The sequence below is a fragment of the Paucibacter aquatile genome, assembly GCF_002885975.1.
GTDB lineage: Bacteria > Pseudomonadota > Gammaproteobacteria > Burkholderiales > Burkholderiaceae_C > Paucibacter_A > Paucibacter_A aquatilis.
Window position 1 is genome coordinate 1,040,875 of the sequence record NZ_POSP01000003.1, and the last position, 25,709, is coordinate 1,066,583.

Consider the following 25,709-nt stretch of genomic DNA (forward strand, 5'->3'; position numbering starts at 1 on the left):
GCCGGGCACATCATACATAGAACGCCACATGACGCCAGCGCTCAACAAACCTCTCCCGGAAATTGAAGCCCTTGCCACCGGAGGCGTGAAGTTCACACCACAAACCTTCCTGGGTCAAGCCGTGGTGCTGTACTTCTACCCGAAGGACAACACTCCCGGTTGTACTACGGAAGCGATGCAATTTCGCGACCGCCACAAGGACTTCGTGAAAGCTGGCGCAGTTGTGCTGGGTGTTTCACGCGACAACATGGCCTCGCACGACAAGTTCAAGCAGACGCTGGAACTGCCTTTCGAGCTGATCGCGGACACCGAAGAAAAGCTCTGCCACATGTTCGGCGTGGTCAAGAACAAGATCATGTACGGCAAGAAGGTCAAGGGCATCGAGCGCTCGACTTTCCTGATCGACGCGTCGGGCGTGCTGCGCGCCGAATGGCGTGGCATCAAGGTGGCTGGCCATGTGGACGAAGTCCTCAAGGAAGTCAGCGCTCTGAAAAAGGCTGCAGCCTGATTCAGCGAGCCTTGCGACTAGCAAAAGCCGATTCGGGCCCTGCCCGCATCGGCTTTTTTCATGCCCGCGCATTTGGGCGGCGGCGTCACCGGCTTTGTGCATAATGGATTCATGCCCGAGAGCCGCGAAGCCCAAGAACAAACACCATCAAGCCGCACAGCAGCCTGTGCGGCTTTTTGCTTTTTTCGGCCGCCTGCTTCGTCATCAGCCTCCCGGCCTGCCGTCACGGCTTTTCTTCCCGACTGCGTGGTGAGCTTCACCTCACCCGAACACTGAGCACCATGCCACTGCCCAAGCCCCCGACCAAACGCGCCGCCCGCCTCGAGCCCACCGCCTTTGCAAACACCTTGGCGGTGAGCCCCAGCACCAAAGCCGAGACCCCGATCGCCAAAACCAGCAGCCGCAGCCTGGCCGCCCCCAAGCTGAGCGCCGCGCCCACAGCTGCACCCGCACCCGCCACTGCCACAGTGAGTGGCCGCAGTCCTGCCGCCAAGACCCGCAACGCTGCAAAACCAGCTGCCACACCGACCTTGCCGGTGGACGCCCTGGCGCCCACCATCTACCCCGCTGACAAGCCCAAGGCCAGCAAGCCCACGCCCGAAAGCGCCGGCAAGACCAGCGGCACTGCCAAGCCGGCCAAGGCCAGCAAGAAGGCCGGCAGCACAGCACCCAAGCTCTTTGTGCTCGACACCAATGTGCTGATGCACGACCCGATGAGCTTGTTCCGCTTCGAGGAACACGACATCTACCTGCCCATGATCACGCTCGAAGAGCTGGACGGGCACAAAAAGGGCATGACCGAAGTGGCGCGCAATGTGCGCCAGGTCAGCCGCGAACTGGACAATCTGGCCGGGGGCCTGAAGAGCAGCGGCATCGAGGAAATGGCCAAGGGCCTGCCCCTGGATCACACCGGCCACCGCGAAGCCGGCGGCAAGCTGTTCTTCCAGACCCAGCTGATCGACACACCCCTGCCAGCCGGCCTGCCCCAGGGCAAGGCCGACAACCAGATCCTGGCCGTGGTGCAGGCGCTGAAGATCCAGCAGCCCGAGCGCGAAGTGGTCCTGGTGTCCAAGGACATCAATATGCGCATCAAGGCGCGTGCCCTGGGCCTGCCGGCCGAGGACTACCGCAATGACAAAACGCTGGAAGACTCCGATCTGCTCTACACCGGCGTGCAAGCCCTGCCGGCCGACTTCTGGGAGCGCCATGGCAAGACCATGGAAAGCTGGCAGCAAGGCGGCCTGACTTACTACCGCATCAGCGGCCCCCTGGTGCCTTCGCTGCTGGTCAACGAGCTGGTCTACCTGGAAGCGCCCGGCGCCGTGCCGCTCTATGCCAAGGTGCTGGAGATCACCGGCAAGACCGCCGTGCTGCGCACGCTCAAAGACTACGGCAATCAGAAGCATTCGGTCTGGGGCGTGACCGCCCGCAACCGCGAGCAGAACTTCGCCCTCAACCTGCTGCTCGACCCCGACTGCGACTTCGTCACCCTGACCGGCACAGCCGGCACCGGCAAGACGCTGATGACCCTGGCCGCCGGCCTCTCGCAGGTACTGGACGAGCGCCGCTACAGCGAGATCATCGTCACGCGCGTGACCGTGCCTGTGGGCGAGGACATCGGCTTCCTGCCCGGCACCGAAGAGGAAAAGATGAGCCCCTGGATGGGCGCCCTGGACGACAACCTCGAAGTGCTGGCCCGCGGCGACAGCGCCGCCGGCGAATGGGGCCGTGCCGCCACCAACGACCTGGTGCGCAGCAAGATCAAGATCAAGAGCTTGAACTTCATGCGCGGCCGCACGTTCCTGAATAAGTTCGTCATCATCGACGAGGCGCAAAACCTGACGCCCAAGCAGATGAAGACCTTGATCACCCGCGCCGGCCCCGGCACCAAGATCGTCTGCCTGGGCAACCTCGCGCAGATCGACACGCCCTACCTGACCGAAGGCAGCTCGGGCCTGACCTATGCCGTGGACCGCTTCAAGGGCTGGGCCCACAGCGGCCATGTCACGCTGGCGCGCGGCGAACGCTCGCGTCTGGCAGACTTTGCCTCCGAGGTGCTCTGAGCACCTGGCACCGATCGCAAATTTTCCGGGGCGGCTTCAGCCGCCCTTTTTCTTTTTGCAGCCTGATCCCGACATGACGCTTTACGTCTCCGACCTCGACGGTACCTTGCTCGACCCCCAAGGCCGCCTGGCTGACAGCACCCGCGCCGGACTGACCCGCCTGCTGGACCAAGGCCTGCTCTTCACCGTGGCCAGCGCCCGCCATGTCACCTCGATCCGCCACATCCTCGGCGATCTGCCCCTGCGCCTGCCCGTGATCGGCAGCAACGGCGCCTACCTCAGCGATCTGGCCAGCGCTGAGCATGAGGTGGTCAATGCCATGGAGCCAGCCCTGGCTCAGGCCGTGTTCGCCCTGATCCGCCAGCATGGCCTGATGCCCTTCGTCTCCACCCACGGCCCGCTGGGCGACCAGCTGTTTTACCAATCGGTGCACAACGAGGCGCAGCAGGCCTTTGTCACCGAGCGCCAGCGCAATGCCGACCCGCGCCTGCGCCACAGCCCGCGCCTGCAAGACGAGCTGCGCGACCCGGCCGTGACCTTTGTGGTGGTGGAGCGCGAGGCGCCGCTGGCGGCGCTGCAGGCGGACATCGACGCACTGTGCGGCGATGCGGTGGAAACCCATCTGGCCGAAGACCTCTACAAACCCGGCTGGCCCTGGCTGACCGTGCACGACCGACGCGCCACCAAGGACCAGGGCATCCAGCTGCTGGCCCAGCGCTACGGCCTGCAGGAACGAGAGGTGGTGGTCTTTGGCGACCATGTCAATGACATCAAGATGCTGCGCGCCGCCCACCGCGGCATTGCCGTGGCCAATGCCATCGAGGCGGTCAAGCAAGAAGCCCACCAGGTGATCGGCCCGCACCACGAGGATGCGGTGCTGCGCTTCATCGAAGCCGACTGGCGGCGCTGAAGCCCGCCTGCGCGAGTGGCGTCAGACCGGGCTGATCTGCAAGCGGCCACCCTGCCGGCTCAGGCTCAAGGCCAGCAGGCGGGTGACGGCATAGATGGCGTCGAGATTGGGCGTCACGGTCTCGGTGATGCGGGCCAGCTCGACCACGGCGCCGAGCAAGGCTTCCAGCTCCAGCGCCCGGCCGGCCTCCACATCCTGCAGCATCGAGGTCTTGTGGGCACCCACGGCCTCGGCGCCGGCGATGCGCTTGTCCAGCGAGATCTTGAACTGCACGCCCAGCTTCTCGCCCACCTGCTGGGCCTCGCCCATCATGCGCGCGGCCAGTTCGCGGCTGAGCGGGAAGCGGCAGATGTCTTCCAGCGTGGCATGGCTCAGGGCCGAGATCGGGTTGAAGCTCAGATTGCCCCAGAGCTTGACCCAGAGCTCGGAACGGATGTCCTTGGCCACCGGCGCCTTGAAGCCGGCGCGCATCAGCGCGTGTGACAAAGCCTCGATGCGTTCGCTGCGCTGGCCGTCGAGCTCACCCAGGCTGAAGCGATTGCCCTCCATCAGGCGCACGCGCCCGGGCGCTTCCAGCTGCGCCGCCGGGTAGACGATGCTGCCGATCACCTGGGTCGAGGGCAGCGTGGCGGCGATGGCGCCGCCCGGGTCCACCGACTCCAGCACGCGGCCCTCATGCGGGCCGGCCAGGCCCTGGAAATACCACCAGGGCAGGCCGTTGATCATGCTGACGATCAAGGTCTTCGGGCCGATCAGGGCCGGCAGCTCGGGCAGCAGATCGACCAGCTGATGCGCCTTGACGGTCAGCAGCACGACATCCTGCACACCGGCTTCGGCCATGCGCTGCACCGCGCGCAGGTTCGGGCCGGCCGGCTGCGCCAGCTCGCGACCGTCTTCCTCGATCAGGGTGAAGCCCTGGGTCTGGATCGCAGCCAGGTTCTTGTTGCGGGCGATGAAGCAGACCTGCTCACCGGCCGCGGCCAGGCGCACCCCGAGCAGGCCGCCGATGGCGCCTGCACCCACGATGGCGAACTTCATGCGCCCGTCCTCATTCCACTCATACGGCCTTCACCTCTTGTTGTGCATCTGCCGCCGGACCGCGGGCCCAGCGCTTGGCCACATCCAGCAGCGGCCAGAGCAGCATCAGCAAGGCCAGGCCCGTGATGCCACCGACCAAGCCATTGGACCAAAAAATGCTGAGCTCGCCCTGCGAGAGCAGCATAGACTGGCGGAAGTTGGCCTCAGCCTTGTCGCCCAGCACCAAGGCCAGCACCAGAGGCGCCATGGGAATCTTGATCTTCTTGAACAAATAACCGAGCACGCCGAAGCCCAACATCAGGTAGACATCGAACATGGAGCTGTGCACCGTGTAGGCACCCACCGCGCAGGTGACGATGATGATGGGCGCAATGATGGCGAAGGGCACGCGCAGGATGGCGGCCCAGAATGGCACCGTCGTCAACACCACGATCAGACCGACGATGTTGGCCAGGTACATGCTGGCAATCAAGCCCCAGACGAAATCCTTGTGTTCGGTGAACAGCATGGGCCCGGGCTGCAGGCCCCAGATCACCAGACCGCCGAGCAGCACGGCGGCCGTGGGCGAGCCCGGAATGCCAAGCGTCAACATGGGCAGCAGGGCCGAGGTGCCGGCCGCATGGGCGGCCGTCTCGGGCGCCACCACACCGGCCAACTCGCCCTTGCCAAAGTCCTCGGGGTTCTTGGCCATGCGACGCGCCACGCCATAACTCATGAATGAAGCAGGTGTGGCGCCGCCGGGCGTGATGCCCATCCAGCAACCAATGGCCATGGAACGCAGAAAGGTCTTCCAGTGGCGCAACAGCTGCACCCAGGTCTGCCAGACCACGCGCGGGCTGATGCGGGCGCTCTGGCCCTTGAAGGCCAGGCCCTCTTCCATGGTCAACAGGATCTCGCCGATGCCAAAGAGGCCGATCACCGCGATCAGGAAATCAAAGCCCTTGAGCAGATCGGTGAAGCCATAGGTCATGCGCAGCTGACCGGTCATGTCGTCCATGCCCACGGCGGCCAGGGCAAAGCCCAGCAGCATGGCGATCAGGGTCTTGACCGGCGCTTCCTGGCTCATGCCGACAAAGCTGCAGAAGGTCAACAGCTGCACCGCAAACAACTCGGCCGGGCCGAAGCGCAGGGCAAAACGGGCCAGCAGCGGCGCAAGAAAGGTGATCAAAAGTGTGGCGAACACAGCACCCACAAAGGACGAGGTGAAGGCCGCCGTCAGCGCCTGCGCCGCCTGGCCGCGCTGGGCCATGGGGTAGCCATCAAAGGTGGTGGCCACCGACCAGGGTTCACCGGGGATGTTGAAGAGGATGGACGTGATGGCCCCGCCGAACAAAGCGCCCCAGTAGATGCAGGACAGCATGATGATGCCGGTGGTGGGGTCCATGGCGAAGGTCAGCGGCAGCAGGATGGCCACACCATTGGCGCCGCCCAAACCCGGCAGCACGCCAATCAAGACCCCCAGCAGGATGCCCACCAACATATAGCCCAGATTGGGCAGGGTGGCGGCGACCGAAAAGCCGTGCAGCAGATTGGAAAAATCATCCATCTCAGAAGCCCAGCCAGTGTTCGATCGGGCCCTTGGGCAAAGGCTGTGTGAAGGCGCGTTCAAACAGAAGGAACAAGCTGACGCTCACCGCCAGCGGCAACCCCACGAGCCAGGGCCAGCGATAGCCGCCGTTGCGCCACATGAACCAAGCTACCAGCAAGCAGGCCGCCAGATAGATGCCCAGCCAGGGGATGGCGGCAACAAACACGGTGGTTGGCAGCAGCACCGCCGCCACATCGCGCAACTGCGCACCTTCCGCAAACACGCGGCTGCGCAAGCGCGGCCAACGCAGGAGTTGCTGGAGCAAGAGCCAGGCCGAACAGGCCGCCAGCGCCAGGCCGATGCGAAACGGGAAATAGCCGGAGCGCGGCCCGTCATCGGCCCAGCCAATGCCCAGGCGCAGGCTGTCCTTGATCACCAGGCCAGCCACGACGAGCAGGAACAGGGCCACGCCCAGTTCCACCCAGCGCAGCTGCCAAGCACCCGGCCCAGCGCTTGCAGACAGGTTGTCTCCACGCTCCGCCGATTCAGTCTGCATGTTTTGTTCTTCGCTCATCACCCCGCCTCCCAGCCGAGATGAGCCCCTGGCTTACTGCGCCATGAAGCCCGCTTCCTTCATCAGCACACGGTGTTGCTGCTCGTTCTTGCCCAGCCAATCGATGAACTCGGCGCCCTGCAGCGCGGTTTGCCGGAACGCACCCTTGGCCATGAAGTCCTTCCACTCGGGCAAGGCGCGCAATTTGTTGAACAGCTCTTGGTAGAACGCCGTTTGCTCGGCACTGACACCCGGCGGCATGAAGATGCCGCGCAGCATCAGATAGCTGACCGGGATGCCTTGCGATGCACAGGTGGGCAAATCGGCCCAGGCCTGGCTTGCAGTGACCTTGGCCGGGTAAGGCATGCGCTGCTCATCGAACACACACAGCGGCCGCAGCTTGCCGGCGCGCCAGTGCGACTCGGCCTCGATCGGGTTGTTGACGGTGGAGTCCACATGCTTGCCCACCAGCTGCACCGCCACATCACCGCCACCCTTGTAGGGGATGTAGATCATCTTCTTGCCGGTGGCCTTCTCCAGCATCACGGTGATGATCTGGTCCTCCTGCTTGGAGCCCGTGCCGCCCATTTTGAAGCTGTTGGGGTTCTGACCCTTCAGCACATTGAAGTAGTCCTTGGCCGTCTTGAAAGGCGCCTCTTCGTTGACCCAGAGCACAAATTGATCCAATGCCAGCATGCTGACCGGCGTCAGGTCTCGCCAGTTGAAAGGCACACCGGTGGCCATGGGCGTGGTGAAGAGGTTGGACAAGGTAATGACCAATTTGTGCGGATTGCCCTTGTCGCCCTTGACATCGAGGAAGCCTTCGGCGCCGGCACCACCCGCCTTGTTCACCACCACCATCGGCTGCGGGCTGAGCTGGTGCTTGGACACCATGCCCTGGACGAAACGAGCCATCTGATCGGCACCGCCGCCTGTGCCCGCAGGCACGATGAACTCGATCGGCTTGGTCGGCACCCAGCCGGCGGCCTGGGCCTGCACGGCCGCCAGGCCCAGCAGGGCCGCAGCCCACCAGGTCTTGCTGTTCTTCTTGTGGATCGCACGCACTCCCATGAAACGCTCTCCCTTTATTGCACTGTTGGCAGTCAATCGATGAAACGGCAAAAACTCAGCCCAGGCCCAACTTCTGCGCCAGACCGATGCGCTGCAGCTTGCCCGTCGCCCCCTTGGGGATCTCGTCCATGAACAAGATCTTGCGCGGCACCTTGAAGTCCGCCAGGCGCAGGGCCACAAAGTCCTGCAGCTCGCGCTCGCTGGCGGCCTGCCCCTCGCGCAACACCACCACAGCCGCGACCTCTTCACCGAGCTTGGCATGCGGCATGCCGAAGCACACCACCTGGGCCACGGCCGCGTGGTCCATCAGCACCTCGTCCACTTCGCGTGGGCTGATCTTCTCGCCGCCACGGTTGATGATTTCCTTGAGCCGGCCGGTGATGGACACATAGCCCTCTGCATCCATCACGCCCTGGTCGCCGGTGCGGAACCAGCCCTGGCTGAAAGCCTCGGCATTGGCGCTCGGGTTGCTCTCATAACCCGCCGTCACATTGGCACCGCGGATGACGATTTCGCCGGTCTCGCCAGCCGCCAGCAGCGCGCCTCCGGCGCCCATGATGGCCACCTCGGGTCCTGCTGCCAGGCCCACCGTTCCGGGCTTGCGCACGGCCGGCGGCAGCGGGTTGCTGCACATCTGATGGGTGGCCTCGGTCATGCCGTAGGCCTCAATCAGCGGTGCGCCAAACACCTGCTCCAGCTCGGCAATCACCTGCGGCGGCATGGACGACGAAGACGAGCGCATGAAGCGCAGCGGGTGACGGGCAATCACCTCCTGGTTCTTGCTCGCGCGGCTCAGAATGGCCTGATGCATGGTGGGCACTGCCGTGTACCAGCTCGGTGCGGCCTCGTCCATCCAGCCGAAGAACTTCAGCGCATTGAAACCCGGCGTGCAGAACACCTGGGACCCCGCCGACAGCGGCGCCAGCACCCCGGCAATCAGGCCGTGGATGTGGAACAGCGGCATGATATTCAGGCCGCAGTCACTGGGCTGGAACTGCAGGCTCTGGCGGATGTTGCGGGCCGAGGCACAGAGATTGCGCTGCGACAGCGGCACGATCTTGGGCCGCGAGGTCGTGCCCGAGGTGTGCAGAACCATGGAGACATCGTCGGGCTGGGCATAGCCAGCCTGCGCTGCCGGGCCCTCGGTGCGGGCGCCGCCCTCGGTCTCGTGAAGCGTGAAGCTGCCGGCCGGCGCGCCGTCCTCAACCACCAGCTCCAGAATGCGAACGCCCAATTTCAGCGCCACCGCCACGGCGGGTGAGGCGCTGCCGCGCTCCACGATCAGGGCCTTGGCCTGCAGATCGCCCAAGTAGAACTCGAACTCCTCGGCGCGGTAGGCCGGGTTCAGCGGCGCACTGGCCACGCCGCAGGCGCAGGCCAGAAAACAAGCGGCCATTTCGGGGCCGTTGTTCAGAACCAGCGCAACCCGGTCATTGCGGCCGATGCCCAAGTGATTGAGACGGGACACCGTATCGGCCGCCAGCTGGCGCAATGCGCCATGACTCAAGGTCGGCCGCCCCGGGGCTCGCAGGGCCGGGGTGTCGGGCTGCGATTGCTGCGACAACATCTCAAACAGGGAGTCTTGGCTCATCGTTGCATCTCGTTCAGATTCAGGAGCAGGCCGATTCGGGGCGCAGTGTCGCAGCGAAAGATGTCATTTCACATCCAGCCAAACACCAAGTTTCAGCAGCGCCGCCTGGTCGTAGGCCTCGAAGCCCTTCCACTTGGTGGGCTCCAGCTTCTTGCGCCCGTCCTCGCTGCTGTCCAGGGCAAGAAAGTAGGCGCGAACCTTCTCGACCTGTTCCGAGCTGAGCTGCGGGCTGGCGATGATGTGCTTGATGGGCACCGCCTTGGACGCCGCCAATACCTTGCCGCCCTTGTCCTGCCAGTCCTTGACCAGGGCGTTGGAGGCGGTGGCGCCCGCATGGGTCAGGCGGTTCTCCACGAAGAAGGGCACGGCGTCCTGGTAACGGGTGTAAGTGATCTCCATCTGCTTGGGCACCACGCCGTTGTCGCGCAAGGTGGCGCGCACCATCATGGAGGTGATGGAATCTTCATCAGGCGCACCCAGGCGCTGCCCCCTGAGTTCGGCCAGCGATTTGAGCGTGCTGTCCGCGCGCACCAGAAAACTGGCCTTGTAGCCGGTGAAGCCCTTGGTCACGGCCAGCAAGCTGTAGCCCTGATCGCGGATGGCGGCAATGGAGATATGCGCCGGGTGCACCAGGGCCAGCTCCCAGCGCTTGTCAGCCAGGCCCTGGCGCAAGGTCGGGTAGTCGCCGATGGGCTCGATGGTGACCGGTTGGCGCAGCAGCTTGCTGAGGTCGGCGGCAATGCCCTCGTAACGCGTGCGGATCTCACTCAAGGGCACGCGATAGCTGACCCCTTCATTGACCGCAAAGCTCAAGGCCTGAGCGGCCAAGGCGGGCGCGCACAGCATGGAGGTCAAAAGGATGGCGCGAAGCTTGGGGTACTTCAAGGCAAGAACTCCCGTGGACTGGTGAAGGAACTGTGGGGCATGCAGCAGAGCTTCTGCTGCGAGCTCGGTTGCAACATGGCCGGGAATGGCCGGGGATGGCCTCTGACCGGAGCTCGCCAACTGACGCGGGTCCCACTGACATGGATCGCCGGCATTGTGCGTGCCGGCCAGACCGTTCGGCGTAACAATTATCCTGAGCTGCAAGCAAATGAAAAAGCCCGTAACTCCGTGCAGGAGTTGCGGGCTCGAAACAGAAGCCAACGCCAGGAGCGGCGGCGGCGACGGTCAAGATTGGCGAGGATCAGCGTTTCAGGTAGTCGAAGAAGGCCTTGGTATTGCTGTCACGCTGCAAGAAATCGCGCACCAGCTCAGGCGCCGGCTTCTGGCCACCCTGGCCCAGCACCAGATTGCGGTAGCGCATGCCCGTCTCCGGGTTCAGCTTGTCAGCGGCAAAGGCCGTGCGCAGATCCATGGCCACGACCAGGCTCCAGAGGTAGCCGTAATAGCCGGCACCGTAACCGCCCGCCACATGGGCAAAGCCGGCCGGGAACTTGCTGCCCTCGACATAACCCTGAGGCGTGGCGCCCTGCATCTTGGCCCACAGGGCCAGCGGCTCCTGGTGCACCGGGCCATGCAAGGCCAGGTCATAACTGGCGAACAGGTGCTGGCGGCCGTACTGAGAGCCCTTGCCGAACTCCTTGGCCGCCACCGCCTTGTCCACCAGGGCATCCGGCACTGGCTTGCAGCTGGGGCAGACCTCGGCCATGAGCTTGAGCACCTTTTTGTCGTAAACCCAGTCTTCCAACATCTGCGAAGGGGCTTCCACAAAGTCCAGCATCACATTGGTACCGCCTTGCGAGGCGTAGTGGGTGTTGGACAGGTTGTTATGCACGGCATGACCCAGCTCGTGCAGCAGCGTCTCCATCTCACCCAGGGTCAGGCCCTTGCGGTCGAAGTTGACCACCAGGGCGGCCGTGGGCGTGCGGCCGATGCGGGTGGCGCTGGAGCGCAGCGGCCAGACGGCCGCGTGGTTGTACTTGGCCTCGCGCGGGAACAGATCCACGTAAAGCGTGGCCAGGGGCTTGCCGCTGGCAGCGTCGCTGACGGCATAGGCCTGAGCCTCCGGATGCCACAGCTCGGCCGGCACGCGGGTGTACTTCACGCCCATCAGCCGCTCGATCACGCGCATGGCGAACTGCAGGCTTTCCTGGGCCGGGAAGTACTCGCGGAAGGCTTCCTGGTCGACCGAGAACTGCGCCTGCCGCAGGCGTTCGGCATAGAAAGCGCTGTCCCAGGCGAAGACCTGGGTGGCCTCCAGCGGGGTACCCAGATGCTGCGCCTTGGCGGCGCGCAACTGGGCCATATCGGCGACTTCGCGCTCGCTCACCTGGCTCTTCACCTCGTTGAGGAACTTCCAGGCACTGGCCGAGTCCTTGGCCATGCGGCGGCGCAGATTGAAGTCCACGAAGTTGTTGTAGCCAAAGAGCTTGGCGAAATCCTGGCGCGCCTGCGTGATCTCGTCGAGGATCTTGAGGTTGGCGTCCCCGCCTTCGCTGTTCTTGGCCCGCCACATGCGCTCACGCGCGGCAGGGTCTTCGGCCATCTGGATCACCGGGCCGGAGCTGGGGTAGTCCACACCCAGCACGATGCGGCCCTGCGCATCGCGCGGCGCCTTGGCCCAGACACCCTCGGGCACGCCCTTGAGCTCCGCCTCGCTGAAGCTGACCTTGACGCCGGCATCGCGCAGGTTCTGACCGAACTTCTGGTCCAGCTCGGCCAGGCGCACCAGCAAGGTTTTGGCTTGCTTGCGCTTGGCCGGCGGCAGGGCCACGCCCGCATCCTCGAAGCTGCCCAGAGCCACACGCTGCAGCTCGCGCTCCAAAGCGGTGGGCGTGGGCACGCTCTTCAGGGCGCGGTAGAGCTTTTCGTTTTGGCCCACCCCCGTGTTGTACTCGGACCAGGCCATGGCGCAGGCCTGGGCGGCCTCACGCACAGCTTTGTCGGGGTGGACATTGAGCACGAACTCGATCGGGTACTGCACGTCCTCCTGGTAGGTGTAGTAATCGTCATAGGCCGCCAGCCAGCCGGTATCCAGCTTGCGCCGTTCCAGCGCAGCCAAGCGCTTCTTGGCGCCGGCCAACCCGGCATCGCAAGCCGACTTGACCTGCGCGACCGATTTGAATTGGGGAAACGCTGGGCCGGGCAGAACGGCGGCGGCGCCGCCGCTCTGGGCCAGCGCCTGTGCGCCCAGCAAAAGAGCGGCAGCGCCGAGGAACAGATGCTTGTGCTTCATGGTGGCAATCGGGAAGAAATGAAATGAAGTCATGGGGCGAACCAGGAGGCCCCTGGCCGCCCGAGGGCTGCAGGCGTAAACGCTTTGCTCGCAGCCGCCTTGTGGGCTGGGATTGTGCGCCTCCGCGAATCCCGGCCACAGCGGGGTTTGCGACAGGCCAGACCTTTGCAAGCCATGCACCGCGCGCAAGCCGCACAGCCGACAAGTTCCCCACGGCATGGGCTGCGCCAGCGCAATCCGTGAAACCTTGCCGGAACGCAAGACCTGTCACCTCAAAGCCTGACATCATCTGTGTTCAAATTAAGGGTTAGCCCTAGATCGAGCAGCGACTGGGGTTGATGATTGCTTCCGCTGCCTTCTGATTGCGCCGGGATTTCCCTCGGTCGCCTGCCACTTTGCTTGACACCCGCAACAGCCCCCCCATAAGCTGCGCGCCGAACACCATGCTCGACGCCAGCCGCCAGACCCCCTCCCCCACTGCCACTTCGCTCGGACGTGCTGTCCGCGCGCTGAGTTTGATGGCGAGCCTGGGTTTGATGGGCGCCTCCTTGGCACAAGCCCAGACCACGCCGCCACCAGGCATGGTCACCGGCGCCTACGGCCAGAGCCTGCTGCAGAACTCGAGCTCCAGCCAACTGACGGCTGGCCCCACGAACTCACAGAACCTGTCGGCAGTCACCGGCAATGCCAACCTCGCGCCCCTACCTGCGGCGCTGGCAGCCTCCGGAAACGGCGGCGCCGCCCATGGCCCGGCCGGAGTCACCACATCCACCTCCAGCGACCCCGTCAGCCGATTTCTGCAAGAACGCGGCCTGCTGGCGCAAGCTGAGTCCAGCAGCCTGCTGAACCAGGTGCGCGACACCGCCTCCGGCCTGGTGCTCTCGGCCATGAACTTCCTGGGTGTGCGCTACACGCGCGGCGGCAAGTCGGTCGAAAGCGGCTTTGACTGCAGCGGCTTCACCCGCCACATCTTCGAGCTCAGCGTGGGCATGGTGCTGCCGCACCGCGCCGACGAACAGGCACGCCTGGCCAGCCTGCTGCCCATCAACAAGACCGAACTCAAGCCCGGCGATCTGGTGTTCTTCAACACCATGCGCCGCACCTTCTCGCATGTGGGCATCTACGTCGGCGAGGGCAAGTTCATCCACTCGCCCCGCGTCGGCGGTGCCGTGCGGGTGGAGGACATGCGCGAGGCCTACTGGGCCAAGCGCTTCACCGGGGCACGCCGCGCCGACCTGAACGCGGCGGCAGCCAACAACAACGCGCCGGCCAAGTAAGCCGCCGGACGTTGGACGGTCTTCAGGCCGAACTCAAGGCCGCAAGAACTCTTTCGCTGCCCAGGCCTGGGCCGAGGCTTCGCTCAGCTTGAAACCGGCGTCGACCTTGATCTGCGCGATCGTTTCTCCATCGTCGTTGCGCGCAGTCAGCGTGGCATAAGGGTTGTCTTCATCGGGAACGATGTCCAGCAAGACCTGGATGCGGCCCTGCTCGGTGTCGATCTTCAAGCTTTTGTGCAGGCGGGCGTGGAGCTGCTGCTCATGCCGACGCAGCACCTCGGAGGCGGTTTTCACCAAGGTGTGAAAGGCCGGCGCCGACAAGGGCTTGGGGTTCTTCTTGTCGCGACCCATGGTCCAGGGGCCGACCAAGGCGGGTTCGGCCTCGCCCGCCAGGGTCATGGCCACAGCCCAGCCCTCGTCGTCTTCGTTCTTGATGACCTCGGCCGTCCAGCGCTCATCGCGCCAGAGCAGATCGCTCTGCACCCAGGTGTCTTCCTCGTTCAGCACCGCGTTCTGTGCGGCTTGCAAATGCGTGTTCATGGCCGGCACGGTATCACGGCGCCGGCCCGGGCCTGTCAGCAGAGGATGCTCAAGCCGGCTTCTTGGCCACCAGGGTCAGGATGTCATAACTGGCCACCAGCTCGCCACGCTGGTTCATCACCTGCACATCCCAGGCCACGACGCCCTGCGGCGGCTGGTCGGGGCGATTGCCGCGGTCGATGCGGCGTTTGCATGTGAGGCGCGCCTGGATGGTGTCACCGATCGCCACCGGGTTCACAAAGCGCAGCGTGTCCAGGCCGTAATTGGCCAGCACCGGGCCGGGCGCCGGCGACACAAAGAGGCCGGCCGCGGCCGACAACACAAAGTAGCCGTGGGCGATGCGCTGACCGAACTGCGTGTCCTTGGCCGCCACTTCGTCGAAGTGCATGTAGAAGTAGTCACCCGAGACGCCGCCGAAATTGACGATGTCGGCCTCGCTGACGGTGCGGCGGTGGGTCAGCAGGGAATCGCCGACCTGGATCTCTTCGAAATACTTGCGGAAGGGATGGACGGCATCCTCCTGCACCCGGCCGCCGCGCTGGTACTCGCCGGTGATGGCGCTCAGCATGGTCGGGCTGCCCTGCACCGCGCAGCGCTGCAGGTAGTGCTTGACCGAGCGGATGCCGCCCAGCTCTTCGCCACCCCCAGCGCGGCCGGGGCCGCCATGCTTGAGCTGCGGCAGGGGCGAGCCGTGGCCCGTGGACTCCTTGGCGGCGTCTCGGTCCAGCACCAGCAGACGGCCGTGGAAGGCCGCGGCGTGATAGACCGCTTGCGCGGCAATCGCCGGCGTCTTGGTGACCACCGAGCCGACCAGGCTGCCGCGGCCCTTGGCGGCCAGGCTCAGGGCCTCGTCCAGTTCCTGGTACGGCATCAAGGTGGACACCGGGCCGAAAGCTTCCAGGTTGTGAACTTGCTCGTTGGCGAAGGCATCGCGGCAGAGCAGCAAGGTCGGCGCAAAGAAAGCGCCCTCGCCCACACCTTCGCCCACCGGCGCAAAGCCGTCCTTGGCGCCGAAGACGATTTCATTGCCGGCGCTCAGCAAGGCCACGCGCTCGGCCACATCGGCCTGCTGGGCTTTGGAGGCCAGGGCGCCCATGCGCACGCCGTCGACGGCCGGGTCACCGACCTTGATCTTGGCCAGGCGCGCACGCAAGGCCTCGGCCACCGCATCGATGTGGCGGGCGGGCACGATGGCGCGGCGGATGGCGGTGCATTTCTGGCCGGTCTTGGCCGTCATCTCGCGCGCCACCTCTTTCACGAAGAGCTCGAACTCGGGGTCGCCCACCTCCACATCGGGCGCCAGGATGGCGCAGTTCAGACTGTCCGCTTCGCCGTTGAAGGGGATGGAGCGCGCAATCAGGTTCTTGTTGACGCGCAGCATGGCGGCGGTGTCGGCCGAGCCGGTGAAGGTGACCACATCGGTCTCCTCCAGGCGGTCCAGCAAGTCGCCCGAGCCGCCCACGATCAGCTGCAAGCTGCCGGCCGGCAGCAGGCCGCTTTCATGGATCAGGCGCACACAGGCCTCGGCCACGAAGGAGGTGGCGGTGGCCGGCTTGACGATGCAAGGCATGCCCGCCAGGAAGCTGGGCGCGAACTTCTCCAGCATGCCCCACATGGGGAAGTTGAAGGCATTGATGTGCACCGCCACGCCACGTTTGGGCACCAGGATGTGGGAGCCGATGAACTGCCCCTCCTTGCTCAGCGGAATGGCCGGGCCCTCGTGCATCACATTGCTGGAGGGCAGCTCACGTCGGCCGATGCTGGCGTAGGCAAACAAGGTGCCGATGCCGCCCTCGATATCGATCCAGTTGTCGCTGCGCGTGCCGCCAGTGTGGGCGGAAATGGCGTACAGCCCCTCCTTGCGCTCCAGCAGATAGGTCGCCAAGGCCTTGAGCCTGGCGGCGCGCTGCTGGAAATCCAGGGCCAGCAAGGCAGGCAGGGCCTGACCCCGGGCATAGCTCAGGCTCTCGGCAAAGTCGATCTCATCCGCATGAGTCAAGGCCACCGGCCGGCCGTTGACGGCGCTGTGCAGGGCTCGGGCCGCCTGGCTGCCGATCCAGCGGTTGGCAATCAGGCTTTGAAGAATGGGAGGGGTGGCGCTCATGGCGGTGGTCTGTCTCTGAGTGGATTACAAAAGGGGCCCGATCGGGCCCCTGCTTGCTAAGGGTTCCGTGTGAACCCGGCGTCAGGGCTGGTGTCAGGGCTGGTAGAGCCAGGCGCCCTTTTCGATCTTCACCATCACGCGGGCACGCTGATCCAGGCCCAGGTGATCGGTCGGCGACATATTGAACACGCCGTGGGCGCCGGGCAGTTCTTTCACGCCCTCCAGCGCATCGCGCAGCGCGGCGCGGAAGGCCGGCGTACCGGGCTGCGCCTTCTTCAGCGCCACCGGCAGGGCCGCCTGCAGCAGCAGGCCGGCATCCCAGGCATGGCCGCCGAAGGTCGAGACCGTGCCCTTACCAAAGGCCGCTTCGTACTTAGCGACGTAGTCGAGCGCGCTCTTCTTGACCGGATGATCGGCCGGCAGCTGGCTGGCCACCAGCACGCCGCCGCTGGGCAGGAAGGTGCCTTCCACATCCTTGCCGCCGACGCGCAAAAAGTCGTTGTTGGCCACACCGTGGGTTTGGTAGTACTTGCCGGCGTAGCCGCGCTCACGCAGTGACTTCTGCGGCAGCACGGCCGGCGTGCCCGAGCCCGCGATCAGCACCGCATCGGGCTTGGCCGCCACCAGCTTGAGCACCTGGCCCGTGACCGAGGTGTCCGTGCGGTTGTAGCGCTCAGACGCCACCAGCTTCAGGCCCTTGAGCTCGGCGATCTTGCTGAACTCCTGGAACCAGCCCTCGCCATAAGCATCGGCAAAGCCGATGAAGCCCACGGTCTTCACACCCGCCGAGGCCATGTGCTGGGCGATGGCCAGGGCCATCATGATGTCGTTCTGCGGGGTCTTGAAAACCCAGCGCTTCTTGGTGTCCACCGGGTCGACGATGCGGTTGGAAGCCGCCATGGAAATCATGGGCGTGGCGCCCTCAACCACGGCATCGATCATGGCCAGGGAATTGGGGCTGGTGGTCGAGCCGATCACCACATCGACCTTGTGCTCGGTGATCAGCTTGCGCGTGTTGGCCACGGCCGAGGTGGTGTCAGAGGCATCGTCGAGCACGATGTAATTGACCTTCTGGCCGGCGATGCTGGTCGGCATCAGGCTCAAGGTGTTCTTCTCCGGGATGCCCAGGGAAGCTGCCGGCCCGGTGGCCGAGACGGTGACGCCGACATGGATGTCGGCCAGGGCTTGGGCGCACAGCAAGAGTCCAGCGGCCAGGCTCAGCCAGGTCTTGCGGTGTGACGACGATGGGTGCTTCAGCGAAGTGGCATTCATGCTCGTTCTGTCTCCTGTGTGTTGTCCGTGAAAAAAGGCGTGCCTAGGCAAGCCAGCCATGGTCCGCCGCCAAGCCTTCATCAAACTTGCAAGGCCTGCGCCCCAGGCTCGGCTTGCACCGCGCCCAGTCCGCCAAAGAACAGATCGGCCACCATGGGGGCCACCGCGTCATAGGTCAGCTCGCCATCGGGCTTGAGCCAGGTGAAGGTCCAGTTGATCATGCCAAAGAGCAGCATGGTCAGCGGTTTGTGCAGCCTGGCTCCCTGCAGCTCGGGCCGCACGGCCGCCACACTGTCGGCAAAGGCCGCGACCACACGACGCTCGATCGCCGTCAGGCGCAGGCGATCGGCTTCGTCCAGGAACTTCACATCCTCGGTCAGCACCCGGTGCTCGTTCTGCGCCTGGCCATAGGCCTGCACAAAGCGGGCGATCAGGGCACGCAGGCGCGCCTCGGGGGCCTGGTCTTGCGCCAGCACCTCTTGCACCAAGGCCTCCAGATCCTGGACATGGCTCTCGCAGATCTGCACCAGCAGTTCGTGCTTGTCGCGCACATAGTGGTACAGCGTGGGCTTGCTCACGGCGCAGGCTTCGGCCACGGCATTCATCGAAGTGCCCGGGTAGCCTTGATGCGCGAACAATCGCGCGGCCTCGCGAAGGATCTGCTCGCGCTGGTTCTCGAAACCCGGAGCGCGTCCGCGGGCCATCAGCTTGCGTCCATCGGTGAACGGGAGCGCGACATCGGTTCAGCGTTCATCAAAAGAAATCACCACGCGGGGCGTCAATGCATGGGCCTGGCAGCTCAAGATGAAACCGGCAGCGATCTCATGCTTGTCGAGCGCGAAGTTCTTGTCCATGCGCACCTCACCCTCCAGCAGCTTGCAGCGGCAGGTCGAGCAGACACCGCTCTTGCAGGAAAAGGGCACATCCATGCCTGCACGCGCGGCGGCGTCCAGCAGGCTGGCATCGCTCTTGGAAAACTCAATCTCGCGGCTGAGGCCGTCGCGAATCACCGTCACGCGAGCGTTGTCGGCATCGCCGGCCAGGCTTTGGTGGGGCGCCGGCTGGCCGGCCTGCATCTCGGGCGTGCCGAAGCGCTCGACATGGATGCGCGACTCGTCCACGCCGGAGGCGCGCAAGGTGGCCTCGGCCGCCTCGTTCATCTCGAACGGCCCGCAGATGTAGGCTTGGTCGATGCTGGACGGTGGCAGCACCGTGGCCAGGAACACCGCCAGCTTGCCCGCATCGATGCGCCCCGCTTGCAGCGGCGCATCGACCTGCTCGCGCGAGAACACCGGGTGCAGAGACAGCCGCGTCATATAGCGGTTCTTCAGGTCCTCGATCTCCTCCTTGAACATGGTGGAGGCCTGGGCCCGGTTGCCGTAGATCAGGGTGAAGCGGGCCTCTGGGTCGCGCGCCAGCACCGTCTTCATGATGGACAGGATGGGCGTGATGCCCGAGCCAGCCGCGATACCGACATGATGCTCGCCGCGCCCGGCCAGAGCCTGGGCGCCGAAACGGCCCTGAGGCGGATAGCTCTCAATCACCGCGCCGGCCTTGAGTTCGCCGTGCACCCAGGTCGAGAAGGCGCCGCCTTCCACTCGGCGCACACCCACGCGCAGCTCGCCGTCATCGGCGCCGGCGCAGATGGAATAGGAGCGGCGCAGGTCCTGGCCCTTCACCTCATGGCGGAGGGTCAGGTATTGACCGGGCACGAACTGGAAATCAGCTTGCAGGCTGGCGGGCACCTCGAAGCTGAGGATCACGGCGTCGTCAGTGTCGGGTGTGACCGAACTGACCTTGAGGGGATGGAAATGCAGACTCATCGCTGGGATCCGTCTTCTTTGAATTCAGATGGGTTTGAAATGCTCAAACGGCTCGCGGCAGCTCAAGCAGCGGTACAGGGCCTTGCAGGCGGTGGAGCCAAATGCAGACAGCTTCTCGGTCTGCAGGCTGCCGCAGCGCGGGCAGGCCAGCTGGCTCAGCGAGGCGCGGTGCACCAGGCGGATCGGCTGCTCGGCGCCCGACGCCACCGGCCCGGGCGGTGCAATACCGTAGGCGCGCAGCTTCTCGCGGCCCTCGGCCGTGATCCAGTCGGTGGTCCAGGCCGGCGCGCGCTGCAGGGTCACCTGCACCGAGCCAAAAGCAGACAAGGCCGTGCGCACATCGTCCTGGATCAGCTCGGTCGCCGGGCAGCCGCTGTAGGTGGGCGTCAGCACCACCTCCAGGCCCTCGACCCCGTCCTCACGCAGGCGCAGATCGCGCACGATGCCGAGCTCGCAGAGCGAGATCACCGGCACCTCGGGGTCGGGAATCTGGCGCAGCACCTCCCAGGCGGCTTCCAGCCGACCGCAGGCGCTGCTGGATGGCAGACTCATTACCACTTGCCCCCGGGGTAGGCGCGCTGCAGGTACTGCATCTCGGCCAGCAGATGGCCCATGTGCTCACTGTGCACGCCACGGCGGCCGGCGGACACGTAGGCGCTGGGCTTGGGATGGGCCAGGGTGGCGTCGGCCAGCACCTCGTCCATCTGCGCCTGCCAGTCGGCGCGCAGCTCCGACCAGGCCGGGCCCAGGCCCTGGGCCACCGCCGCGGCGTCCACCGCATCGGCGTCGAAGAGCTCGTTGAACAAAGGCCAGAGCTGGGCCAGGGCCTCGCGCATGCGGGCGGCGGATTCGTCCGTGCCATCACCCAGGCGCACAACCCAGTCGGCGGCATGCTGCTGGTGGTAACGCGATTCCTTGACGGCCTTGGCGGCAATCGCCGCCACCTCGGCATCGCTGCTAGAAGCCAGGCGGCCCCAGAGCAGCTGCAGCCAGGTGGCGACGGCGAAGTTGCGCACCTGGGTGAAGGCGAAATCGCCGCGCGGCAGCTCCATCAGCACCGGATTCAGGTACTGGCGCTCGTCACGCAAAAAGGCGAGCTGGTCTTCGTCATGGCCCTGCCCGTCCAGGTGCGCGGCATGGGTCAGCAGCGCGCGCGCCTGGCCGATCAGGTCCAGGGCCATATTGGCCAGGGCCAGGTCTTCCTCGAGGATGGGGCCATGGCCGCACCACTCGCCCAGGCGCTGACCCAGGATCAGGCAGCTGTCGGCGATGCGCAGCAGGTACTGCACTTGCGGGCTGGCGCCCACTTGAATCGATGCTTGGCTCATACCGGCTGGTTTACATGTGGTTGATGGCATCGGGCAGCTGATAGAAGGTCGGGTGGCGGTACACCTTGTCTTCTGCCGGGTCGAAGTACATGCCCTTCTCGCCCGGGTCCGAGGCGACGATTTGGTTGGACAGCACCACCCAGATGCTGCAGCCTTCCTGGCGCCGGGTGTAGACCTCGCGGGCCATCTGCACGGCCATCTTGGCGTCGGGTGCGTGCAGGCTGCCGCAGTGCTTGTGGTCCAGGCCAGCCTTGCTGCGCACGAAGACCTCCCACAGAGGCCATTCCTTGTCGATCGAACTCATGCGGCTTGCTCCTTGTTCATCTGTTTGCGGGCGTGGGCCAGTGCCGCCTCGCGCACCCAGGCGCCTTCGTCCCAGGCCTTGACGCGGGTGGCCAGGCGTTCGCGGTTGCAGGGGCCGTCGCCGCCGACCACGCGCCAGAACTCGGCCCAGTCGATGGCGCCGAAGTCATGCTCACCGCGTTCTTCATTCCATTTGAGATCGGGGTCCGGCAGCGTGATGCCCAGAATCTGCGCCTGGGGCACGGTGGCGTCGACAAACTTCTGGCGCAGTTGGTCGTTGCTGATGCGCTTGATGCCCCAGCGCATGGACTGCTCGGAGTTGGGCGAATCCTTGTCGGCCGGGCCGAACATCATCAGAGACGGCCACCACCAGCGGTTGACCGCGTCCTGCACCATGGCTTTTTGCGCGGCCGTGCCTTCCTGCATCATCACCAGCAGGGACTCATAGCCCTGGCGCTGGTGGAAGCTCTCCTCGCGACAGACGCGGATCATGGCGCGGGCGTACGGCGCATACGAGCAGCGGCACAGCGGCACCTGGTTCATGATGGCCGCACCGTCGACCAGCCAGCCGACCACGCCGATATCGGCCCAGGTCAGGGTCGGGTAGTTGAAGATGGAGCTGTACTTGGCGCGGCCACTGTGCAGCGCATCGAGCATCTGATCACGGCTAGTGCCCAGGGTCTCGGCGGCCGAGTAGAGGTAGAGGCCATGGCCGCCTTCGTCCTGCACCTTGGCCAGCAGGATGGCCTTGCGCTTGAGCGTGGGCGCGCGGCTGATCCAGTTGCCCTCGGGCAGCATGCCGACGATCTCGGAATGCGCATGCTGGCTGATCTGGCGCACCAAGGTCTTGCGGTAATGCTCGGGCATCCAGTCCTTGGCTTCGATGAAATCGCCTGCATCGATGCGGGCCTCGAATGCGGCTTCTCGGGCCGCGTCCTCGGCGCTCTTGGCCTTGGTGGCCACATCCTGTGGGCCGACGCTCATGGCTTGGGTGTACATCTGCTTTGCTCCTGAAAGAGGCCGCCGCGGGGCTGAATCAACGCGGGCGCTTGTCAATCACCCGGCGAGCCTTGCCCACCAGGGTGCGTTCAATCGAATCGGGAGCACCGACATGGACCTTGGTGGACACACCCACCAGGGTCTTGATGCGGTGCTGCAAGGACTTGGCCACCTGGGCGACCTGGCTGCCATCGGCGGCTGCGGCGGCCGGCTGCAGCTCGCAGCGCACCTCCACCTCGTCGAGTGCGCCCTCGCGCGAGACCACGATCTGGTACTGGCCCGAGAGCTGCGGCTCCTGCAGCACCAGTTCTTCGATCTGGGTCGGGAACATATTGACGCCGCGGATGATGAGCATGTCGTCGCTGCGGCCGACGATCTTGCCCATGCGCCGCATGCTGCGCGAGGTGGGCGGCAGCAGCCGGGTCAGATCGCGGGTGCGGTAGCGGATGATGGGCAGGGCCTGCTTGCTCAGCGAGGTGAAGACCAGCTCGCCCTCAGCACCATCGGGCAGCACGGCACCGGTCTCGGGGTCGATGATCTCGGGGTAGAAATGGTCTTCCCAGATCACGGGGCCGTCCTTGCTCTCGATGCACTCGCTGGCCACGCCCGGGCCCATGACCTCGGACAAGCCGTAGATGTCCACCGCGTCGATGCCAGCCTTGCCCTCGATCTCGCGGCGCATGGCCTCGGTCCAGGGCTCGGCCCCGAAGATGCCGATGCGCAGCGACATCTCGCGCGCATCGAGGCCCTGGCGCGCAAACTCCTCGATGATCACCTGCATATAGCTGGGCGTGACCATGATGATGTCGGGCCGGAAATCCTGGATCAGCTGCACCTGCTTCTCGGTCTGGCCACCGGACATGGGGATGACCGTGCAGCCCAGCTTCTCAGCGCCGTAATGCGCGCCCAGCCCGCCAGTGAAGAGACCATAACCATAAGCCACATGGACCAGATCGCCCGCGCGGCCGCCAGCGGCGTAGATGGAGCGGGCCACCAAGCCTGCCCAGGTGTCGATGTCCTGCTGGGTGTAGCCCACGACCGTCGGCTTGCCCGTGGTACCCGAAGAGGCATGGACCCGCGCCACCTGCTGGCGCGGCACGGCAAACATGCCGAAGGGGTAGTTGTCGCGCAGGTCTTTCTTGGTGGTGAAGGGGAACTTGGCCAGGTCAGCCAGGCTCTTCAGATCGGACGGGTGCACACCGGCCGCATCGTAGGCGGCCTTGTAATGCGGCACCTGGTCGTAGGCATGCTGCAGGCTCCAGCGCAGGCGGCTCAGCTGCAGGGCTTGCAGCTCGTCCTGGCTGGCACTCTCGATCGCGTCCAGGCCGGGACGCGATGGCATGCTGTTCGTCGTCACGTTCATGCCTCACCTTCCGAGGGTTCCAAATCCGGAGCCAGGGGCGAGAGCACCACCGGCTTGCCCTTGATGCGATAGCTCTTGCCGCGGAACACGGCCACCAGCTGATCGGCCTGGTTCTTGACCGTGATGTCGTAGACGCCGGTGCGGCCTGCCAGCGAGACCTCGCGCGCCACCGCGGTCAGGCGGTCGCCGAGCCGGGCCGGTGCCACGATGTCGATGCTGAAGCCGGAGGCCACGGTCAGCTCGTTGTAGGAGTTGCAGGCGAAGGCAAAGGTCGAGTCGGCCAGGGTGGTGATCAAGCCGCCGTGGCAGATCTCAAAGCCGTTGAGCATGTCCTCGCGCACGGTCATGGCCAGGGTGGCGCCGCCGGGCGCAATGGCCAGCACCTCCATGCCCAAGCTCTGGCTGGCGCGGTCCTGGGCCCACATGCTGCGCTTCACGGCTTCAGCAATCTCTTGTGCATCCATGCTCATGGGCGGCTCCGTCTTGATGCTGGCGCTGGGGTTCTTCAGCGGTCGCTGAACTTGGGCGCACGCTTTTGCAAAAAGGCCGCGGCACCCTCCAGATAGTCGGCCGAGAAGCCGAGCTGGCTTTGCGTCACCGCCTCCAGGCGCAGAGCGTCGTCAAAGTCCAGCAGGCCGGCTTCATCAAACGCCATGCGGGTCTGGGCCATGGCGCGCACCGGCATCTGGCTGATCTTTTGCGCCAGGGCCTGGGCGCTGGCGGCGAGCTCTTCATCGGGCACGGCCTTGTAGATCAGGCCAATGGCCTGCGCCTCGGCGGCCGGCAGCTTCTCGCCCAGGAGGGCCAGTTGCAAGGCCTTGGCGCGCCCCACCAGGCGCGGCAGCAACCAGCTGCCACCGCAATCGGGCACCAGGCCGATCTTGGCAAAGGCCTGGATGAAGCTGGCGGAGTTGCCGGCGAGCACCAGGTCGCAGCCCAAGGCCAGATTGGCGCCAGCGCCGGCCGCCACGCCGTTGACGGCGGCGATCACGGGCACCGGCATGCTGCGAACGCGCTGGGCCAGGGGGATGTAGAAGCCGTCGAGCAAGGCACCGATGTCCTTGGGCGATTCGCCAGGTTTCAAATCGGGGTTGACCATGGGGTCGCTGAGGTCCTGGCCGGCGCAAAAGGCGCGGCCAGCGCCGGTGATCACCACGCAGCGCACGCTGGCATCGCCCGCGGCCGCATCCAGCGCCTCGCGCAGCTCGGCCAGCAGGCCCGAGGTGAAGGCATTGAGCGCCGCCGGGCGGTTCAGGGTCAGGGTGCGGACGGCACCGTCCTGCTGGCTCAAAAGTTGCGGTTCTTGCATGCGGGCCTCGGGGCGATGGAGCAACAAACAGGCTTGTGACACGGTCGGTGGGTGCAGCAAAACACTATTGACCGACCGGTCGGTAGATCGTAAGGTCCGCCTTGACTTGGCGCAAGACGGCGCCGATCAGCGTAAACCCTTGGAATGCAGTGAACAAGTGAATGGGTGAACAGGTGAATCAGCCACACTCGTCTGCATGCCCCACCCGTTCACCCGTTCACCCGTTCACCCGTTCACCCGTTCACCCGTTCACCATCCCACCCCCGCCCATGCCCTCCTACTCCATCGACGGCGTCATCCCGGTCGTCCACCCCAGCGCCCATGTCCACCCCACGGCCGTGCTGATCGGCGATGTCCACATCGGCCCGGGCTGCTATATCGGCCCCCTGGCCAGCTTGCGCGGCGATTTCGGCCGCATCGAGATCCACGAGGGTGCCAATGTCCAGGACAGCTGCGTGGTGCACGGCTTCCCGGACTCGCTGACTGTGGTCGAGCGCAACGGCCACATCGGCCACGGCGCCGTTCTGCATGGCTGCATCGTGCGCCACGACGCCCTGGTCGGCATGAATGCCGTGGTCATGGACGCGGCCGAGGTCGGCGCCAGCAGCATCGTGGCCGCCTGCGCCTTTGTGCGCGCCGGGCTCAAGCTGCCCGAGCGCTCGCTGATCGCCGGCCTGCCGGCCAAGGTCATGCGCGAACTCAGCGAGGATGAAATCCGCTGGAAGCGCACCGGCACCGAGACCTATCAAGACCTGACCCTGCGCTGCCAAGCCAGCCTGCGCGAGGTTCAGCCACTGCCCGAGGCGGAAAGCCAGCGGCCACGCCTGCAAGTGGGCTCGCACCGGCCCAAGCAAGCCACCGCGGGGCCTGCGCCAGACAAGGCCTGAGGGAAACGCCCGTGGCGCGAAGCGCCGAGATCCTGGCCGCCATGCGAGCCTGCACCGGTAGCCC

Annotated in this window: 24 protein-coding genes; 5 read left to right on the forward strand and 19 right to left on the reverse strand. The window is 65.5% G+C overall.

From position 1 onward, the window contains the following. Nucleotides 1-28 precede the first annotated feature (28 nt). The 3 genes from C1O66_RS07740 to C1O66_RS07750 all read left to right on the forward strand — a co-directional run bounded on the left by C1O66_RS07740 (nucleotide 29) and on the right by C1O66_RS07750 (nucleotide 3,481). The gene (locus C1O66_RS07740) at nucleotides 29-508 is read left to right on the forward strand and encodes a peroxiredoxin (RefSeq protein ID WP_102767348.1); all 480 of its coding nucleotides are present in this window, start codon (nucleotides 29-31) and stop codon (nucleotides 506-508) included. A 281-nt stretch (nucleotides 509-789) separates the two neighbouring features. After that, nucleotides 790-2,571, forward strand: coding sequence for a PhoH family protein (locus C1O66_RS07745; RefSeq protein ID WP_102767349.1), 1,782 nt, complete (start codon nucleotides 790-792; stop codon nucleotides 2,569-2,571). Between the two features lie 73 nt (nucleotides 2,572-2,644). Further along, nucleotides 2,645-3,481 (forward strand): HAD family hydrolase, encoded by an 837-nt coding sequence (locus tag C1O66_RS07750; RefSeq protein ID WP_165794526.1) that lies wholly within the window; start codon nucleotides 2,645-2,647, stop codon nucleotides 3,479-3,481. A gap of 21 nt (nucleotides 3,482-3,502) precedes the next feature. Here the strand turns inward: C1O66_RS07750 and C1O66_RS07755 are convergent, their stop codons facing one another. The 7 genes from C1O66_RS07755 to C1O66_RS07785 all read right to left on the reverse strand — a co-directional run bounded on the left by C1O66_RS07755 (nucleotide 3,503) and on the right by C1O66_RS07785 (nucleotide 12,473). Further along, a complete protein-coding gene (locus C1O66_RS07755; RefSeq protein ID WP_102767351.1) occupies nucleotides 3,503-4,519 on the reverse strand; it encodes a 2-dehydropantoate 2-reductase in 1,017 nt (338 codons plus the stop codon). A gap of 19 nt (nucleotides 4,520-4,538) precedes the next feature. Further along, nucleotides 4,539-6,065: a tripartite tricarboxylate transporter permease gene (locus C1O66_RS07760; RefSeq protein ID WP_102767352.1), complete on the reverse strand. Its 1,527-nt coding sequence runs from the start codon at nucleotides 6,063-6,065 to the stop codon at nucleotides 4,539-4,541. Between the two features lies 1 nt (nucleotide 6,066). Next, complete coding sequence (locus tag C1O66_RS07765; RefSeq protein ID WP_243392737.1) at nucleotides 6,067-6,621, reverse strand: tripartite tricarboxylate transporter TctB family protein; 555 nt, start codon at nucleotides 6,619-6,621, stop codon at nucleotides 6,067-6,069. 33 nt (nucleotides 6,622-6,654) lie between these two features. Beyond that, complete coding sequence (locus C1O66_RS07770; protein WP_102767353.1) at nucleotides 6,655-7,671, reverse strand: Bug family tripartite tricarboxylate transporter substrate binding protein; 1,017 nt, start codon at nucleotides 7,669-7,671, stop codon at nucleotides 6,655-6,657. A gap of 55 nt (nucleotides 7,672-7,726) precedes the next feature. Then, nucleotides 7,727-9,262 (reverse strand): acyl--CoA ligase, encoded by a 1,536-nt coding sequence (locus C1O66_RS07775; RefSeq protein ID WP_102767354.1) that lies wholly within the window; start codon nucleotides 9,260-9,262, stop codon nucleotides 7,727-7,729. A gap of 63 nt (nucleotides 9,263-9,325) precedes the next feature. Further along, nucleotides 9,326-10,147 carry a phosphate/phosphite/phosphonate ABC transporter substrate-binding protein gene (locus tag C1O66_RS07780; RefSeq protein ID WP_243392738.1) on the reverse strand — a complete coding sequence of 274 codons (822 nt, stop codon included), beginning with the start codon at nucleotides 10,145-10,147 and terminating at the stop codon, nucleotides 9,326-9,328. Between the two features lie 301 nt (nucleotides 10,148-10,448). Next, entirely contained in the window at nucleotides 10,449-12,473 is a 2,025-nt protein-coding gene (locus C1O66_RS07785; RefSeq protein WP_165794527.1) for a M3 family metallopeptidase, read from the reverse strand. 485 nt (nucleotides 12,474-12,958) lie between these two features. Between C1O66_RS07785 and C1O66_RS24675 the strand changes: the two genes are divergently transcribed. After that, entirely contained in the window at nucleotides 12,959-13,717 is a 759-nt protein-coding gene (locus C1O66_RS24675) for a C40 family peptidase (RefSeq protein ID WP_341476779.1), read from the forward strand. A 33-nt stretch (nucleotides 13,718-13,750) separates the two neighbouring features. On the opposite strand, the gene C1O66_RS07795 is transcribed toward C1O66_RS24675, so the two are convergent. The 12 genes from C1O66_RS07795 to C1O66_RS07850 all read right to left on the reverse strand — a co-directional run bounded on the left by C1O66_RS07795 (nucleotide 13,751) and on the right by C1O66_RS07850 (nucleotide 24,758). Next, on the reverse strand, nucleotides 13,751-14,257 hold the full coding sequence (locus C1O66_RS07795; protein WP_102769534.1) for a hypothetical protein: 507 nt from the start codon (nucleotides 14,255-14,257) through the stop codon (nucleotides 13,751-13,753). Nucleotides 14,258-14,306: 49 nt separating this feature from the next. Continuing rightward, nucleotides 14,307-16,361 carry a phenylacetic acid degradation bifunctional protein PaaZ gene (paaZ, locus tag C1O66_RS07800; protein WP_102767357.1) on the reverse strand — a complete coding sequence of 685 codons (2,055 nt, stop codon included), beginning with the start codon at nucleotides 16,359-16,361 and terminating at the stop codon, nucleotides 14,307-14,309. Between the two features lie 93 nt (nucleotides 16,362-16,454). Further along, complete coding sequence (locus tag C1O66_RS07805; RefSeq protein ID WP_102767358.1) at nucleotides 16,455-17,633, reverse strand: ABC transporter substrate-binding protein; 1,179 nt, start codon at nucleotides 17,631-17,633, stop codon at nucleotides 16,455-16,457. Nucleotides 17,634-17,713: 80 nt separating this feature from the next. Then, a complete protein-coding gene (locus C1O66_RS07810; protein ID WP_102767359.1) occupies nucleotides 17,714-18,337 on the reverse strand; it encodes a TetR/AcrR family transcriptional regulator in 624 nt (207 codons plus the stop codon). A 39-nt stretch (nucleotides 18,338-18,376) separates the two neighbouring features. Beyond that, entirely contained in the window at nucleotides 18,377-19,456 is a 1,080-nt protein-coding gene (paaE, locus tag C1O66_RS07815) for a 1,2-phenylacetyl-CoA epoxidase subunit PaaE (protein WP_102767360.1), read from the reverse strand. Nucleotides 19,457-19,480: 24 nt separating this feature from the next. Continuing rightward, complete coding sequence (paaD, locus tag C1O66_RS07820) at nucleotides 19,481-20,008, reverse strand: 1,2-phenylacetyl-CoA epoxidase subunit PaaD (protein ID WP_102767361.1); 528 nt, start codon at nucleotides 20,006-20,008, stop codon at nucleotides 19,481-19,483. Further along, complete coding sequence (gene paaC / locus C1O66_RS07825) at nucleotides 20,008-20,784, reverse strand: 1,2-phenylacetyl-CoA epoxidase subunit PaaC (protein WP_102767362.1); 777 nt, start codon at nucleotides 20,782-20,784, stop codon at nucleotides 20,008-20,010. The genes paaD and paaC overlap by 1 nt, the downstream gene beginning before the upstream one ends. 10 nt (nucleotides 20,785-20,794) lie before the next feature. Further along, a complete protein-coding gene (paaB, locus tag C1O66_RS07830; RefSeq protein WP_102767363.1) occupies nucleotides 20,795-21,088 on the reverse strand; it encodes a 1,2-phenylacetyl-CoA epoxidase subunit PaaB in 294 nt (97 codons plus the stop codon). Then, nucleotides 21,085-22,086: a 1,2-phenylacetyl-CoA epoxidase subunit PaaA gene (gene paaA, locus C1O66_RS07835; RefSeq protein WP_102767364.1), complete on the reverse strand. Its 1,002-nt coding sequence runs from the start codon at nucleotides 22,084-22,086 to the stop codon at nucleotides 21,085-21,087. Before paaA ends, paaB begins: the two co-directional genes overlap by 4 nt. Nucleotides 22,087-22,123: 37 nt before the next feature. Continuing rightward, entirely contained in the window at nucleotides 22,124-23,428 is a 1,305-nt protein-coding gene (gene paaK, locus C1O66_RS07840) for a phenylacetate--CoA ligase PaaK (RefSeq protein WP_102769535.1), read from the reverse strand. 17 nt (nucleotides 23,429-23,445) lie between these two features. Continuing rightward, nucleotides 23,446-23,919: a hydroxyphenylacetyl-CoA thioesterase PaaI gene (gene paaI, locus C1O66_RS07845; protein ID WP_102767365.1), complete on the reverse strand. Its 474-nt coding sequence runs from the start codon at nucleotides 23,917-23,919 to the stop codon at nucleotides 23,446-23,448. Nucleotides 23,920-23,954: 35 nt separating this feature from the next. Next, a complete protein-coding gene (locus C1O66_RS07850; RefSeq protein ID WP_102769536.1) occupies nucleotides 23,955-24,758 on the reverse strand; it encodes an enoyl-CoA hydratase-related protein in 804 nt (267 codons plus the stop codon). A 269-nt stretch (nucleotides 24,759-25,027) separates the two neighbouring features. Here C1O66_RS07850 and C1O66_RS07855 point away from each other — a divergent pair, with 269 nt between their 5' ends. Then, the gene (locus tag C1O66_RS07855) at nucleotides 25,028-25,645 is read left to right on the forward strand and encodes a phenylacetic acid degradation protein PaaY (protein WP_102767366.1); all 618 of its coding nucleotides are present in this window, start codon (nucleotides 25,028-25,030) and stop codon (nucleotides 25,643-25,645) included. Nucleotides 25,646-25,709: the final 64 nt, after the last annotated feature.